The sequence below is a fragment of the Bartonella sp. AP58NXGY genome, from assembly GCF_042195785.1.
Taxonomy (GTDB): Bacteria; Pseudomonadota; Alphaproteobacteria; order Rhizobiales; family Rhizobiaceae; genus Bartonella.
Window position 1 is genome coordinate 52,496 of sequence record NZ_JBHIOY010000005.1, and the last position, 16,916, is coordinate 69,411.

A 16,916-nucleotide genomic window follows, 5' to 3' on the forward strand; every position below is an offset into this window, starting at 1 on the left:
CGTCCACATAATTCGTTTTGTATTATATGTAAAGTTAAAAATCGTAAAAATAACACAATAAAATCATGTTTTGTGCTTATTGTTTTTTACAAAAGATATATTAAAGGAAAAGTACAATTAAAAATGATAGCTTAAACCACCAGAAAAATGTGTTCCGGAAAAACCAGACTTCGTAAATTTGTGCTGATAAATGAGATCATTATAAAGAGAAAATTTTGATGAGAGACGGGCATTAAACCCAACCCCTGCTTCTAAAGAAGAACCAAAAGAACCAAGCTGGAAAGCATCTTTAAAATACACAAATTGTTTATCATCAAAATTACGAATGAAATGAAGCTTGCCATAAAACGAAAGAACATGTGCCTCTTTAGTCAATGTCAGTGTTTTGGTTAAATGTCCCCCAATACGCACCTCCCAATGATCTGGTCTTTGCATATCAATATTAAAATTATCAATATCACGAGTCTTATGAAACTGGAGATTTTGATAAACAAATTGAAACTGTGGTTCAAAAATAAAATATCGACGACCTATCGTAAATGTTTTACCAGCAGTTAAGGAAACACTCAGGGGTTTACCTCTCAACGCAGCCGTCTTACCTCGCTCAAGTGTGAGAACATTTCCATTAAACAAACCATAAGAAACGAGACCATCCATATAAAGACCCGTATCATGTTGCATGCTCCCATATGCTGTGATAGTCCATTTATCAAATGTACTTGCTTGACTTTGTTTAACCTCCCGAGGCAGCAAAGAAAGCTTGCCATAATTTCCTATAATTCCAAAAGATGTTGCACTGTACGCATTTTCGATTTTCTTAAGTAGAATACCTGCCTCTAGTGCATTATAATCAAGGCCGCTTCCATATCTATATTCAAGTGCAGACAAATTTGAAGTATAACGGTGATGTCCACCGTAACCGCGCAAAAACAAAGCGGGATTTTCGCTCACTTTCAAAAACCGCCTAGAAAAAGTTCGCAGTGTTTGCAACTGCTTATTTTGATTACTGATATCCACCAATCCAGCATGAAATAAGGTATTTGGCACAAGAATATAAGTCAAAAACTGTGGAACAACAGCTCTCATATTTTTTTCAAAATGAGAAGAAAGCTCAAAAACAGGTGATATAACAGAGGATGGAACAGAAGAAACAGAGACAGGGGATACAATAACAGAAGAAGTGGGAGGAACAGAGGGCGAGACAGATGAACCTGATGCAGGCGGCACAACAACAGAAGAAGTGGAAAGAACAGAGGGCGATATAGATGAACCTGATGTAGGCGACACAACAACAGCAGAAGTAGGAGGAACAGAGGGCGAGACAGATGAACCTGATGCAGGCGGCACAACAACAGAACTAGTCAGTGAAACAGGAGGCGGTACAACTGGATGAGCTTCAGCAATAACGGGAATAACAGATGCAAGAGAAGGAGGAGGAGAAACAGGAGGATGATTTGGAGCATCCAGCACAAAAGCATCAAATGTATCAGGTGTGGTCATAAGATGGGAATCCCTCTCCGGAGAATCTACAGGAGAAGAAAGACTTGGCTCATGAGGTTTTTGCTGAGAATGAGAATCGATAGCATCAACCTCACTTCCAGTAAGACTAGGATGAATTTTAGGAAAAGAAGGAGCTTCATCAGAAGCAGGAGGCACAATTTCAGTGGAATCAAAAGAGGAAGAATCAACAAATTTACTTTCAAGGCGGAAATCCCAAAATGTTCCAGTATTTTTTAACACTCTTTGATTGGAATTTGCCGGCCCCAAAGAAGCATCTGGACCATAACTCTTAAGATGATACTGATAGGGAGAGGCTTCAAGTGTGACATACCCCCCATTTAACTGAAAAGAATCTTCAGCAGCTTGCCCATAAACTTGAATAATGGAAATCCCCTGATCATTACCGCCTTCTCCCGTCAATGCCCCTGGGCTTCCAGGAATCTTATACACATGAACTGTCGTTTTTCCTTCAAGATCACCATTGATTAGAAGCCGGTCAGTTTTCTGCTCTTGCAGAACCCCACCTTTATCCAAATATGTATTAAGATAGAGATGTACATTACCTCGTACACGATAGACAGTCCCTGATCCTTTTCCGATGAGAAGTGTCTGATAACCATTTGTTGTTTTAGATTTTAATTCTTCAAAAATAAGAGAACTATCCGTAAGATTAACCGATGAAATAGAAGAATAATCTTTTAACCTAGAACCAGAAGCATCAGAATTTTGCAATTTGTCATATTTTGGTCGCGATAAAATCCACTTTGAACCGTTTTTTAACTCTACCGTGGCTGTAGAACTTTCATCAACATATGCGCTTCCTACAAGGGTAGAAGCATCAGCCTCAATCTTTACATTGGAACGTTCAACAGCATTCAGGAGTGAATCACCAGAAACTGTTGAATTTTGTAAGAGTTTAACAGAGCTTTCGAATTGGCGGCTATAAATAGCTGTACTTTCTGGAGCCATAAAAGTTGTCTGAGTCAACTGAACCGCCCCTTTTCCTGGTATAATTGTTTTTTTATCATTTAAGACAGCTTCCCAAAAAAAGCGCATGCCATTAAATGCATTCCCTCTCACAAAAATATTGGAATGTTTAACATGAGCAGCATTATGATTATTCCCCTGCAAGACAATGCCATGAGCATTGTTAACATTAACATTTCCCTTCTGAAAATTAATCATACCTTTCCCCTGAAGCATACTAAAAGCAGAACCTTCACGATGATTATCTGTATTTTTCGCCGGTTTCCCTTTTCCGGTAATAAAAACACCCTCTAAATTAATTTCTCCATCGCCTCCTGTTTGAACGCCAATACCACTGGCAAAATCAATTTTTCCTCCTTTCATCTCAATTTTTGCACCATTATGACTCAAAAGACCGATCGCATCAGTAGATGCCTCAATCTCTGTCTTGGTCAAAGAAACAAATGACCCTTTACCAGCAACACTGATCCCCATTCTGGTTGCTTTAATCACCCCATCCTGCATTTCAAAAGCTCCCTCATCATTAATATCGGCCCCTATCGACACATCATTTAACATGGAATCAAATAGAGCAACGCCTCCCCCTTTTGAGGCTTTTACAGCTGTTGTCCAAGCACCTTTTTCTGAATACCCATTTGCATTCGAAACACCGTTAATGATTATCGCCGTTCCCTCAATAACTGTATTTTCCCCTGATGCCTCTAGAGCTGCATCAGAACTTTCACCCTTAAGTTGATAAGTTTTCTTGGAAATTTCATGCGTTTGACCATCATTACAGCGATAGAATGAAGCACTTTCATGACATGAATATTGTTTCTTTTCAGAAGGAATTTCACCGGCATCAGCATTGTGTGCAAAGAAAAAAATAACCGTTGTAAAACGATATAAAGAGAGATAATTTTTAAGCATAATTTTTTACAAACTTTCTTCCCCTTCTCTAAAAACAAAAAAACACGCGTTCTGTTTAATAACTTTAGTTACGCGCGCGTAAAATACGTTTCGTATTTTATACATCGCCTATATGTTTCATGTAAAGCCAGAATCTAAAATATCACAATTTAAAGTTGCGCTATTTGTGAATTACCCGTAAAATATAGATAACAAAAACCCGCCCCACCCCAAAGGAAGTAATCTCAAAAGAATTTATCAATTGTCCCTAAAGAAAGAAAAACAGCATAAAAAGCAAAAACGTGCAAACCAAGAAGCTTTTATCCATTTCTAACAAAACAAACCCGCTCATGAAAAAATATTCTTTAAAAAAGCTTATTTTCAAAGATGCACATAAAACAATAAAAAGCCACAAGCTATGCCTGTGGCTTTTTTAAAACAACTTCCCCCAAAGGCGATCATCCTAAAAACGATAGCGTAAACCACCAGAAATACTAATTCCAGAAAAACCACCTTTGCTCAATTTATGCTGATAAACCAAATCACCATGAAGCGCGAAATTTTGAGACAAGCGAGCATTAAGACCTAATCCCGCCTCTAGAGAAGAACCAAAAGCTCCTAACTGGAAAGAATCTTTAAAGCGCACAGATCTTTCCTTACCAAAATCATGGGCAAAATGTATCTTACCATAGAAAGAAACGTCACGATCCTTTTCGGGTGCAGCAAGATTCTTCGTCAGACGACCACCAATACGCACCATCCATTGACCAAGTTTATCCATCTCAATGTTAAAATTATCAATATCACGAGACTCATTAAATTGAAGATGTTGATAAACAACCTGAGCCTGTGGATCAAAAACAACGCCTTCATATCCTGTAGCAATTGTCTGACCACTCATCAATGAAACACTTAAAGGATTCCCCTTCAATGTCGCTGTCTTCCCTCGTGCAAGAGTGAGAACATCCCCCTTAAACAGACCATAGGATAAAAGTCCATCGACATAGAATCCTGCATCATTCTGCATACTACCATAGACTGTAGCAGTCCATTTATCAAATGTACTTTTTTGGCTTTGTTTAACATCCAAAGGTTGCAGAGAAAGCTTTCCATAAGACCCCATCACCCCAAAGGATATAACACTGTCAACATTTTCAATTTTTTGTAGCAAGACACCAGCCTCGATAGCATAGTACCCTAACTCCCCTCCATAACCATATTCAAGCGCAGATAAATCTGAAGCATAACGATAACTCCCACCATAACCACGCAAAAACGAAGCAGGATTTTCATGAATTTCCAACATTTCATTAGGACGAGTCCGCAGTATTTCCAACTGCTTGTTTTGATTGCTGATATCTATCAAACCAGCGTGGAGTAAACTATTCGGCAAAAGCAGATAAGTTGGGACCTGAGGTACAACAACCTTAACGCCTTGCCTAGAATGACGCTCACCACCTAAACTAAGTTTAGAACTCTGAGTTAATCTAAATGTAGTATCAGAATCAATAGATCCATTTTCGAGGCGGAAATCCCAAAAATCTCCTTCACCTTCGACTAATCTTTGAGACGCACTCGCTCTTCCTAATTCAGAGTTTGGACCATAAGCATGGAGCCTATATTGATAAGGTAAACCGTCCAATGCAACGTAATCACCATCCAGCACGAAAGAATCTTTCTCTGCTGTTCCAGAAACCTGAATAATTGAGATACCTTTGTCATTTCCATAATGCCCCGTACCACCTCCTGGACTTCCTGAAACACCATGCACATGTATTATCGTTTTTCCTTCAATATCACCATGGAATAAAAGACGATCCGTTTTTTGATTCTGAAGAGCCCCCCCCTTATTCAAATAGGTGTTGAGATAAAGATGTACATTACCTTGTGCTTTATAAACTTCACCTGTTCCTCTCCCAACACGAAGTGTTTGATAGCCATCAACTATGTTAGCTTCTGGTTGTTCAAAAATAATAGAACTATCAATAAGATGTATTAATGAAATTGATGAAACACCTATAGAACTAGGAACTTGTAAATTTTTATTTTTCGGACGTGATAAAATCCATTTTGAATCACCTCTCAACCGAAATTCAGCAGAAGAACTTTCATCAACATGTGTCCCCCCTACAAGTGTAGAAGCATCCACTGAAACCTTCACAAAAGAGCCATCCTCAACCTTCAGTAATAAATCTCCAGAAAGTTTGGAATTATCCAACAGCCTAACAACACCACCAGATCCTCTGCTATAAATAGCTGCACTCTTTGGAACTGTAAAAGAGGTTCTTGTCAAGTCAACAATCCCTCGTACGGGTAAGTTCGTTTTTGGAAGACTTCCGAACATCTCTTCCTCACCCGCAAAAATATAAAAAGAATAGGGATACTCGTGATCTTTCATTTCCTCATTTCTGTCTCCTAGTCCCTCCCAAAAACGCAACCCATAAGACGTATTACTTTCTACCAAAACCGTAGAATCCACGATAGTTATAAACCTACCCTTCCCATCGATATTATTCCCATGCATTGAAAAACCATGAGCATTGGCTAGATTAACTTTACCTTTCTCAAAATGGATACTCCCACTAGACGCATGAAAAGCTGAATTTTCATTATGGTCATCTATACTCATCCCCTGACTACCTTGTTCGGTAATAGAACTACTCTTTAAAGCGACCTGTCCCCAATTTCTTACTTCAACTCCGATACCCTTTGTAAAGTTAATCTCTCCTCTTTCTATAATCACTTGTCCATGTTCACTCGCCACGACCCCATACTTCCAAAAACTTTCTTTTGAAATAACAGCACTTGAAACATCCTTAACAGTTATATTTTTCCCTAAGAGAAGCGTTTTTCTTCCAGATGCTTGTATAGCAACAGTTTCATTCGTATTTTCATCAGTTTTTTGATAATTTTTATTGTAAAAGTAGTGGCTTTTACCATCATTACACCGATAAAATTCACTATTCATACTACATGAAAATTGATCCTGATTATTTTGTGTCTTACCATTAACGCCAGAACGATCTTGTACCCCAGTATTAACAACAGCACCATCTTGAACCGTAGCATCAACATTGTGTGCAAAAAAAAGAAATGCTGTTGTAAAAGTACATAAGGAGAAACGATTTTTAAATAGATTGACCATAATTACACCATAATTTTGCCCATAAAAGTAACATGTAATGTATCAAAAAAACTTAACAAAGAGAAAAAGTTAATACGTTTTGGATTAACTGCGTGGGCCTTATTAATGTTTTTTGTGTTTTATGTAAATATGGAATTTAAAAGTTACTAAAAAATACAGTCTAAATTTGTTATTTTTATAAGGAATTTGCAAAATATAACTGAAAAATGAGAGAAAAATCATCTTTAAAGTTGTTATTTAAAAGCAGCTTTAAGAGATTTTCGTACATTAAGAATAGCTATTTTAACTGTTGTTTAATAAATATCCAAAGCGTGTATAATTAATATTCGGGATAAATATTATATTGACACAATGGGCACTCGTAAGCAGATGAAACTGAATATATGCCAAAATTGGGAAGCAAAGCTATCACATACAGCTGTTTTTAGGCAGTCTTTATGGAAATACGAACTGATTTAGAAAGAGGAGGAAAGTGTAAAATTAAAATCTGTTCTAAATTTTTACCATCTCTTTTCAACATTTTAAAATATTCAGAGCCGTATCTAAAAGGTAAAAATGACATATAATTTTATCTTTTTATTTATCACATTCTTTAAAGAAAACGTACTTTCAAAAAACAATACGTTATTTATATTTCTAATCCACCAATTTTCTCAGGTATATCTCTTGTGTCTTCCCTCCCCCCATTTTCAACGGCAGCAGATATAATTTGACCTCTTCCTCATACCTCAAAGTATGGAGACTCCTACCGGTCACCGGACTGTCAACAATCCAGCTTCCCTCGTCGGGTTCCACCTGCTGACCACTCATGCAAGTTCACTTCATAGGCGCAACAGACAAGCCCTGCCCTGAATATGGATCACAATATCTAAAAACATTTAATATGTAAAAATTTTCATGCCTTATATCACCCCTCTACACAACGATGTTTTACAGCACAACAAGATATTGATTTATAATGATCAATTTATCATTTTTCACATTCAATAAGAATATAGAATAAAATAAGAATCTCCCCCTTTAAACTCTCCTCTTACAAGAAATAACCGTATTCATAAAAGAAGATCAATATGCAGATAAAAACTCTTGAGAAATGAATCAATGTGTTTCTCATAAACCACGCTAAATGTAAAAGCAGTTGCTAAATACAAAAGTAGCCACAAAATTTTAGAGAATAAGACAATAATGCTGCAGACTTATCACTTAATAATCACAAAGATGATGATACTTTCTATAGGTATTATAAATCATCACGAATAGAATCAAAAACAGAATCTAAGCGCGATAGCACACCTCTCTAAACTCAATGCAAAACCAATACAAAATTAGCCTCGCACCACAATTTAAGAGATAAAGCATTCAATCTTGAAAAATTACCCATCTAAAGAAGCAATTCTTTATCTTCAAGAAACCATTAATTAAGATATGTTTTCATTTTGATCAGTGATTCTTTCGCAAGAGACTCTGTAATGAGTTTATCTGCCTTGTTAGAATCTAATTCTCTTGCAATAAGGGTACGCGCTGTAGAAATTGCCAAATCGATAGCAGATGAAGAGACCATGCGTATTGCATCCGCTTCTGCCTGAGCGATTTTTTGCTCTGCCAATTTATTGCGGTTTTTTACATATTCTTCTGCTTTTGTACGAGCCTCAGCAATAACAGATTCAACTTCATGCTTTGCTGCAGCAATAATTTCTTGTGCATCTTTTTCTGCTTCTGCATGTTTGCGTTGATATTCAGCCAATATTCCCTGTGCCTCTTCACGAAGACGCAGAGCCTCATCGAGCTCATCTTTAATACGCTTCGCGCGCGCATCAAGATGATGTATAACCCTCTGTGGAATTTTGAAATAGACTAAAAGAGCCAAAAAAAGAACTAATCCAACAAAAGCCCAAAAAGTATCCGTCATCTTTGCCTTCCTCAATAATCCACAGTTTTAACAACTGAACGAACAGTTTCTTTGCTGATATCAACATCAATCAATTTTTTCACAATTTCAATGGATACTTCTTCAGCGATAGAACCAACATTTTGCATCGCTTTATCCCGAATTTTTGCTATCTGTTTTTCAGCATCCGCAAGCTTTTTCTCTAAACTCTCTTCAATTTCCTTCCGTTCAAACTCCACCTTTCCTTTTAACTCTTCACCAGCTGCCTGCGCTATAGCATGAGCTTTTAAACGCGCTTCTGCTAATTTCCGCTCATAAGTTTCAACAACAGTGTCTGATTCCTGCTTCATACGCATTGCCTGATCTAAATCAGATGCAATTCGATCTCGACGTGTTTCAATAACACCACCAATACGCGGCGCAATAACACGAGAAATAAAAAGATAAAAAAATCCGAAAGAAATTGCCAACCAGAAAAAATGCGAACCAAAATGTACAAAATCAAAAGGCGGAAACACACGATCTGCTTTCTCTGCCACTTTTTTAATATGCTCTATCGACGTTTCAGTATTCTGTGCATAAGCGCTGGGAAAAAACATCTTCTTTCATCCTTTAAATAACTTATAAAGCCCTCTATAACCGATGATAACCGACTAACATCTCTCTGGTTAAGAGTAAAAAGGGTAAATCTTTCCTCACGCAGAGAACAGATATACCCTTTTGATGATGATTAAACCCCAAAAAGAAGTAATAAAGCAATGAGCAATGAAAAAATTCCCAAAGCTTCTGTTACAGCAAAACCAAAGACGAGACGTCCAAACTGACTATCTGCTGCTGATGGATTTCGTAATGCACCAGAAAGATAGCTACCAAAAATATTACCAAGCCCTAAAGCTGTTCCAGCCATACCAAAGCAAGCAAGACCAGCGCCAATATATTTTGCTGCAAGCACTAATTCCATATTATTCTCCTTTAAAGCAAAATTGTATTATTCGACGGAAAACCGCCAGTTCTATTAATGTCCTGGATGAATTGCATCATTAAGATACATACAAGTTAAAACCGTAAAGACGTAAGCTTGAAGAAATGCGACCAAAAATTCAAGAGCGGTAATCGCTACAGTCATAATAAGCGGTAAAATCGAACCACCAACACCTACGAGTCCTACCCCAATCATTGAGACAACAAACCCAGAAAACACTTTGAGCGTAATATGACCAGCAAGCATATTCGCAAAAAGACGCAGAGAAAGACTAATTGGACGGGAGAGAAAAGAAATAATCTCAATCATTGTCACCAGAGGCAAAACCACAACAGGAACCCCACTGGGAACGAACAGTTTCAAAAAACTGATCCCGTGCTTATAAAAGCCATAACCAATCACCGTCAAAATCACCACCATTGCTAACGAAAACGTGATCATGATCTGAGATGTAACCGTATAAAAATAGGGAAAAAGACCAATAAAGTTAGCAACTAAAATAAAAGTAAACAAAGAAAAAACTAAAGGAAAAAACTGCATTCCCTGCACGCCAGATGATTCCCGCAGAGTTGATGCGACAAACTCATAGGCCATTTCTGAAAGAGACTGCATCCGCGTTGGAACCAATCCACGACTTGAGGATGAAAAGAAGAGAAAAATAGACGTCACAACAACCGTTATGACTGTAAATAATGACACATTCGTAAACGATAAATCCATATTTCCTATGGAAATCTTAATCAGCCGCGAAACCTCAAACTGATGAATAGGATCTGGAGCGTGTGCTGTCACTTCAACCTCATTTATCGGACCTCTCATTAGTCCCTTTATTTTGTCCATCTTGGCGCAATACGCCTTTTTTTCCTAATTGGCTGGAGGAAACATACCCCACAGACCGAAGAATACTCAATACACCAGCAGCAAATCCAAGGAAGAGAAAAAACACCAATCCCCATGGCCATGAACCTACTAACTTATCAAACCCCATCCCTAAAACAACACCAACTATAATACTTGCTAAGAACTCACTGGAAAGTCTAATAGCATCTGCCATCTTTCCTTGTGATTTCTCCCGCTTATCCTTACCTTGCCGCTTCTTTAATGCCAACCTGCGCATTAAAGCCACGCTTAAGTTCTTACTACGACATTCCAAATCCTCTGAATGAAAACACTCTTCTTGCTTTTTCTCTTCAGCCTCCTTGAGGCTTATAACGGGTTTTTCGCCCATCGCCATCATTGGCTCCTTAATCAAAAAGCAAAGAAAAATGCATCTCATAAAACCTTGCGTATCATATTGTTCCTGAATTTATTCGTCAAGACACTAAAAGAAATCTGTCACCAATTTATCGTATAAATTTTATCGCAATAAATTAAACGTATTTTTCAATTTTTAATAAAGATATTTTTAGGCACCTAAATCGATTCCACAATAGCACCCGTCAATGTATAATAAAAAGTTCCCATGAATAATATAAAACTCTTAAGGCATCATCTTTATGCTTAACAAAAGGCGCAAACCAACGCTATCATACTGTTTTCCAGCTTTCAATGTTGTACCCATCCTTGTTTTTAAAGAGAGCATAAAAGGCATATTTTCAATCATTTTTAATCACATCCCCTCCTACTTGTGATGTAAAAACAAATAGTTTTAATTAATTCAATATGAACAAGTTTGAAATGTAAAGAATCTTACGACATTCGGCATTCTTAATTTAATATACAAAAATGATAATTTATATTGATAAATCAAAGTATTTATTAAATTTATAATACTAAACATGAACACATTTGCACATAATCACTCTAACTTGCAGGCAACTGTAATGCTGTTTTGTTTTCCGTCAAAATCATAATTATTGATATCACTTATAATATTTTGAATGAATATGAATTCATCTCCACAAAACAGATAAAATATACCGCATAATACTTTGATAAGGTAACACAAACATCACTGAAACATTATTCTTGGTAACGTAATATACTAAACATATATTCACTGAATATGCATCAATTACGTAGACTTACTCATTATGCGTTAATGAAAATGGCTATTAATGAAATTCGTACACTTTTTAAGTACAAAATATTGATTTATAATGATAGTTTATAATTTTTCGACTTGAATAAGAATCCTTGAGTATTAAGATATTTTTACGCATTCATATTGAATCAATAAAACTCTTTCGTTTGTACGTTACAAGCGGGATTAGCGTGTGGATAAAAACATAGAAGAAAGGAGTAAAATGCCTTTATGAATCGCCTTAATGCAAAAGCTGTAAACAATATTGGGAGCTGGCAAAGTGTGTGATGATACCGGCTTGTTACTCCATAAGCGTAAAAATGGGGCGGATCAATAGCGTTTATGATCAATGATTATTGATCAATCAAGATTTTAGCAAATAAAGAATTTTTTTCTTTTATGAAAAGCAAGATATTGTCTGTTGAGATTATTAATTCATTCTTATATTTAGAACGCAATAGATCATCAAAAAGCTTATTTCTAAGATTCTGAAGTAGAGATTTCTTTCACTTAAAAAATTAAAGCGCTATCTTTTCTTCTTGGAACTTGCCGCAAAAGGATTATCAGAGGCTCGTAAGGATATGCGAACTGGTATACCAGACATATCAAATGTTTCACGTAACCCATTGATAAGGTAACGTAAATACGACTGAGGCATAACTTTGGAACGCGAGCAAGAAATCATAAATCCAGGAGGACGTGTCTTAATCTGTGTGATATATTTAACCTTAAGTCGACGCCCCGAAACCGCAGGAGGTGGATGATGTGCCACAACAGTTTCAAGCCATTGGTTCAATTTAGCCGTCGAAATGCGACGATTCCATACACGGTGCATCATCATCACATTTTCCATAAGTTTATCAATTCCTTGACCATATTGTCCCGATAAAGGAACAGCTCTCAAACCACGAACTTGAGGAAGAAATCGTACACATTTTTCATGCAAATCAATCAATGTAGCCTGACTATTTTCAATAAGGTCCCACTTATTGAAAGCAATAACTGGAACACGCCCTTCACGAATCACAAGATCAGCAATTTGTAAATCCTGCTTTTCAAAAGGCATCGTTGCATCAAAAACAATGACCACCACTTCTGCAAAACAAATAGCACGCAAAGTGTCAGCAACGGATAATTTTTCTAACTTTTCTTGAATTTTCGATTTTCGACGCAAACCTGCAGTATCAAACAGTTTAACATGACGACCACGCCATTCCCAATCTATAGAAATAGAATCACGCGTAAGTCCTGCTTCTGGTCCTGTTAACAATCGCTCTTGTTTCAGCATACTATTGATAAGAGTAGATTTTCCTGTATTGGGGCGCCCCGCAATTGCAATCCGAATAGGCTTATTTTCATCGTACATAAGCCCCTCTTCTTCCAAATTGTTTATATCATCACCAACAGATGCAGGCTGTATTGTAATATCTTCTTCTTTGTTGTTGTCAAAAGCGCGTTCTGCCCCAACAGCCTCTATAATTGCATCACGAAGATCACTAAGTCCCAAACCATGTTCAGCCGATATTGGGCACGGCTCCCCCAAACCTAATGACCACGCCTCATACTCTCCTCCCGTTGCCGCTCTTGACTCAGACTTATTGGCAACAAGGACAATTGGTTTTCCTGATTTGCGAACCAATGAAGCAAAGTTTAAATCACTTGGTGTTATTCCACTCTTTGCATCAAATACGAATAAAATAAGATCAGCTTCATCAATTGCAACTTTTGTATGAGAACGCATACGCCCCTCAAGTGTATGATCACCTGCTTCTTCCAGCCCAGCCGTATCAATCACATAAAAACGTAGATCTTGAAGTTTTGCCGCATGAATACGCCGATCACGTGTTACACCTGGCTTATCATCAACCAAAGCCAACCTTTGCCCAACCAAACGATTAAAAAGTGTTGATTTCCCAACATTGGGACGACCAACGATAGCAATGGTAAGGCTCATCTATTTATTCCTTATTTGCCTTGCCCTCAGCCTGCATAAGCTCAAGCATCATTCGAGCCCGATCTGTTATTTTTGAACCCAAAGCACCTTCTTTAGAAATTTTCTTAAAATAATAAACCGCTTCATCCATTTTATCTGCTTTGTAAGCAGCTAAACCCAAAGCTTCTCTTGCCGACATACGCATAGGATCGACATCACTTGCCACCTCTTTGACGCGCTTTTTGACATCATCCAAAGTTCCTGTATCAACTAAAATATAGGCTGCTCGAATTTTTGCAACTTTCCGCAAAATCTGCGGTGCTTTCTCATCCGCTGCAACAGAATCAAAGATCTCCACTGATTTAATCATATCACCTTGCTCCATGAGTAAAGAAGCCTCCCGCAAACGAGCAAGAAAAGGATATCCTCCAAAGTTAGAGTCTTTAACACTCTCCAATTGCTTTATCGCTTTATCAAAATGACGTGTATCCGCAAAATTAAGGCTTTTTATAAATGCGTCACCAATATGGCTGGCTTTCTTTATTTGTGCATGATGATAAATTTGATAAATAATTATCATGATGATGAAAAGAAGGACTGCTCCAATAATTGAAAAACCATAACGTCTCCAAAAAGCAAGCGCCTTTTCCTGACGAAATTCAGCATTAACTTCAGCAATAAAACTATCATACGACATATATCATACCTTGTAAAAATTTACTCTCTGCGCTTTTACGCATAAATGGACAAAGATGGTAGCCTAAATCAACTAAAATCTTTAAATTACTGATTTATTTATTTCAAATCGACATGTAACCAAATCAATTGGATTTTTGCAACTGTCTTAGTCAAAAACGATGTAAACGTCCTTTGAGCTTACATCACAACTTTTGAATCTTATAAAAAAAATCACTGCTTTAATATTATCCATGATTGCCTACCATCTTCAGCACCCTTCCCTCTATTATATGAGAGATATCTTTTAAAGTCTTTAACACAATCATTGTATTGTATTCGATTATAGGATTTTAATACCATTCTTTATTCGTCTAGCTTACTGTATTTATATATCTTTTTTAATATGAGGGATGCGTAAATAAAAGTTGGGGAATAGAATTTCGCAATAGCCTCTACAAAAAGCATACTTCATGGAGTGTTTCTAACATTTCTTTGAAATCTGCTAACGCCCCTTAAAATAAGACATCTAAAAGTAGCATAAATGCAACAACAGTTTCATGTTGCAACGGATTAGAAGGTTTGATTGTAAAATTCTTTCGACAAAGATAGACTTCTTTTTTAACAGAGAAGCTTTTTCTTGATCTAAAGCATAGAATTCTATGATTTTCTCTTCCATGCCTACTGGAACAGATTTTCTACCAATTTCTACAGAAGATAAAAATGACACAGATAAACCTAATTTATCAACTATATCTGAAAGACGTTCTGAATGATCAATGCGAAGTTTTCATAAAATTTTGCTAAAGAAAGTGTATCCCTTCAACTTATCTTTATACAATTAACAACCTTTTGTAATGGATACTCAAAGCTTCTGAAAATATCTTATTGTAATGGCCAAACCCACATAAGCATTGGAACAGCGATAATAACTATTAACACCGCCAATGGAGCCCCCAAACGTGGATAATCACTAAAACGGTATCCTCCTGGCGCCATCACGAGCATATTGCTTTGATGTCCGATAGGTGTAAGGAACTCACAACCTGCACCGATTGCAACAGCCATTAAAAAAGCTTCAGGCTTATAATGAAGAGAATGAGCAAAACTTGACGCGATTGGTGCTACCATCATCACTGTTGCTGCATTATTCAAAAATGGCGTGACCAACATAGCTGTCACCAACATAAGTGCTAAGGCACCAGATGGCGGGAAAAATATTGCCAATTGGCTCAACCATTGACCAATAAGATCCGTACATCCTGTTTTCTCTAACGCTTCACTTACTGGAATAAGAGCCGCTAATAGCACTAGTATTGGACCATCTAATGCCTGATACAGATCACGCGCTGGCAAAACGCGAAAGATAACCATTGCAGCAGCAGCAGAAAAGAAAGAAAAAGCAACTGGAACAATATGAAAAGCTGTAAAAATAATTGCTATAAATAAAATAGCCAAAGATATAAAACCATGTCGTAAATTTCCAAATACAATATTTCGTTTTGCTAGGGGCAAGCATTTCAATTCCCTTAACAAATTTGGAATAACTGCATCCTGTCCTTGCAAAACAATCACATCTCCAAGATGAAAGATAATATCATCAAGTCTTCCCCGCACTCTTTCATGTTGACGACTTAACGCAAGAAAATTTACGTTATAGCGATCAAATAGGGAAAACTCTTTCGCACTAATACCAATAAGAGGTGAATTATGGGTGATAACTGCTTCAATAATATCAATGTCACTGTCCTTATCACCTGTAGAAATAGTTCGCCCCTTAGAAAACTCTAAACGAGCAGAGTTTATCACACTATCTAACCCTGTATGTGACCCTTCCAGCAAAACAATATCGTTTTCAGACAAAACAAAATCTGGTAATGGTGAAATAGATACTTTGTTTCTGATGATTTGAATCACCATAACATCACCACTTGATGGCTTAACCAAATCAACAATATTTTTCCCCACAATCGGTGAATTTATTGGAACATGCACCTCTGCAACATAATTACGAATATCAATGGCATCATCAAATGATACACCTGAACGTACACGCACAGGCAAAAGCCAATAAAACAAGACCAAATATAAAACACCAGCCGTCGCAATAACCGCACCAACTGGTGTAAAATCAAACATCGTAAAAGGTGTTCCTGCTAAACGTTCCTGCATCGCTGAAATAACAACATTGGGGGATGTTCCTATTTGTGTCATAAGCCCCCCCAATAAAGAACCAAAGGCCATGGGCATCAAAAAGACAGAAGGAGAAACCTGAGAACGACGAGCAAACTGAAAAGCTATCGGAAGCATAATAGCCAAAGCACCAATGTTTTTAACGAACATTGATAACACGACAACAGAAATAACCAAAAAAGCTAATTGAAGACGCACCGATTTCACCTCTGGCCATATTCGTTGAATAATAAATTCCATTATACCAGAGCGAGATACAGCAGTACTGACAACAAACACACTCCCCACAATAATAACGATATCATTACTAAAACCGCTAAAAGCCTCCTTCGGACTAACAAGACCAAGAGCACAAGCTATTAACAATGTACAAATAGCGACGAGATCATAACGAAATCGATCCCAAATAAAAACAACCATCATAAGACCAATGATCAAAAAGGTCATTATTTGATTTTCTGTCATAACACTCACCTCTCCCCATTAAATTATAATGAATAAAAACATATCTTTGATGTTTTAAATATTCCTATAAACAGCAGCAAGATAAAAGCAGACATAGGAATATTTTAAGATAATTTAAAGTGATAAAAATTATGATATGCATAAACTTACCTCTCCTTATTATGTGTGATTTTCTATAAAGTGCTGAATCCAAAGAAATTTGATAAATTTTGATAAAGCTATATTGCTAAAAAGATA

Annotated in this window: 11 protein-coding genes and 1 pseudogene; all 12 read right to left on the minus strand. The window is 37.0% G+C overall.

Annotated elements, in window-relative coordinates; genetic code table 11:
- Window positions 1–117: 117 nt before the first annotated feature.
- Entirely contained in the window at window positions 118–3,396 is a 3,279-nt protein-coding gene (locus tag ACFINC_RS04865) for an autotransporter outer membrane beta-barrel domain-containing protein (RefSeq protein WP_375616341.1), read from the minus strand.
- Window positions 3,397–3,838: 442 nt separating this feature from the next.
- A complete protein-coding gene (locus ACFINC_RS04870) occupies window positions 3,839–6,520 on the minus strand; it encodes an autotransporter outer membrane beta-barrel domain-containing protein (RefSeq protein ID WP_375616342.1) in 2,682 nt (893 codons plus the stop codon).
- Window positions 6,521–7,934: 1,414 nt separating this feature from the next.
- A complete protein-coding gene (locus ACFINC_RS04875) occupies window positions 7,935–8,429 on the minus strand; it encodes a F0F1 ATP synthase subunit B (protein ID WP_375616343.1) in 495 nt (164 codons plus the stop codon).
- A gap of 11 nt (window positions 8,430–8,440) precedes the next feature.
- A complete protein-coding gene (locus ACFINC_RS04880; RefSeq protein WP_375616344.1) occupies window positions 8,441–9,007 on the minus strand; it encodes a F0F1 ATP synthase subunit B in 567 nt (188 codons plus the stop codon).
- Window positions 9,008–9,138: 131 nt separating this feature from the next.
- Complete coding sequence (locus tag ACFINC_RS04885; protein WP_004860748.1) at window positions 9,139–9,369, minus strand: F0F1 ATP synthase subunit C; 231 nt, start codon at window positions 9,367–9,369, stop codon at window positions 9,139–9,141.
- Window positions 9,370–9,423: 54 nt separating this feature from the next.
- A complete protein-coding gene (locus ACFINC_RS04890; protein WP_375616398.1) occupies window positions 9,424–10,182 on the minus strand; it encodes a F0F1 ATP synthase subunit A in 759 nt (252 codons plus the stop codon).
- Window positions 10,183–10,189: 7 nt separating this feature from the next.
- Window positions 10,190–10,624 carry an AtpZ/AtpI family protein gene (locus tag ACFINC_RS04895; protein WP_375616399.1) on the minus strand — a complete coding sequence of 145 codons (435 nt, stop codon included), beginning with the start codon at window positions 10,622–10,624 and terminating at the stop codon, window positions 10,190–10,192.
- Between the two features lie 246 nt (window positions 10,625–10,870).
- Window positions 10,871–10,993: a hypothetical protein gene (locus tag ACFINC_RS04900; RefSeq protein WP_375616345.1), complete on the minus strand. Its 123-nt coding sequence runs from the start codon at window positions 10,991–10,993 to the stop codon at window positions 10,871–10,873.
- Between the two features lie 946 nt (window positions 10,994–11,939).
- Window positions 11,940–13,367: a ribosome biogenesis GTPase Der gene (gene der, locus ACFINC_RS04905; RefSeq protein WP_375616346.1), complete on the minus strand. Its 1,428-nt coding sequence runs from the start codon at window positions 13,365–13,367 to the stop codon at window positions 11,940–11,942.
- Window positions 13,368–13,371: 4 nt separating this feature from the next.
- On the minus strand, window positions 13,372–14,043 hold the full coding sequence (locus tag ACFINC_RS04910) for a tetratricopeptide repeat protein (protein WP_375616347.1): 672 nt from the start codon (window positions 14,041–14,043) through the stop codon (window positions 13,372–13,374).
- A 493-nt stretch (window positions 14,044–14,536) separates the two neighbouring features.
- Window positions 14,537–14,802: pseudogene (locus tag ACFINC_RS04915) on the minus strand (XRE family transcriptional regulator).
- A 104-nt stretch (window positions 14,803–14,906) separates the two neighbouring features.
- The gene (locus tag ACFINC_RS04920; protein ID WP_375616348.1) at window positions 14,907–16,679 is read right to left on the minus strand and encodes an SLC13 family permease; all 1,773 of its coding nucleotides are present in this window, start codon (window positions 16,677–16,679) and stop codon (window positions 14,907–14,909) included.
- Window positions 16,680–16,916 lie beyond the last annotated feature (237 nt).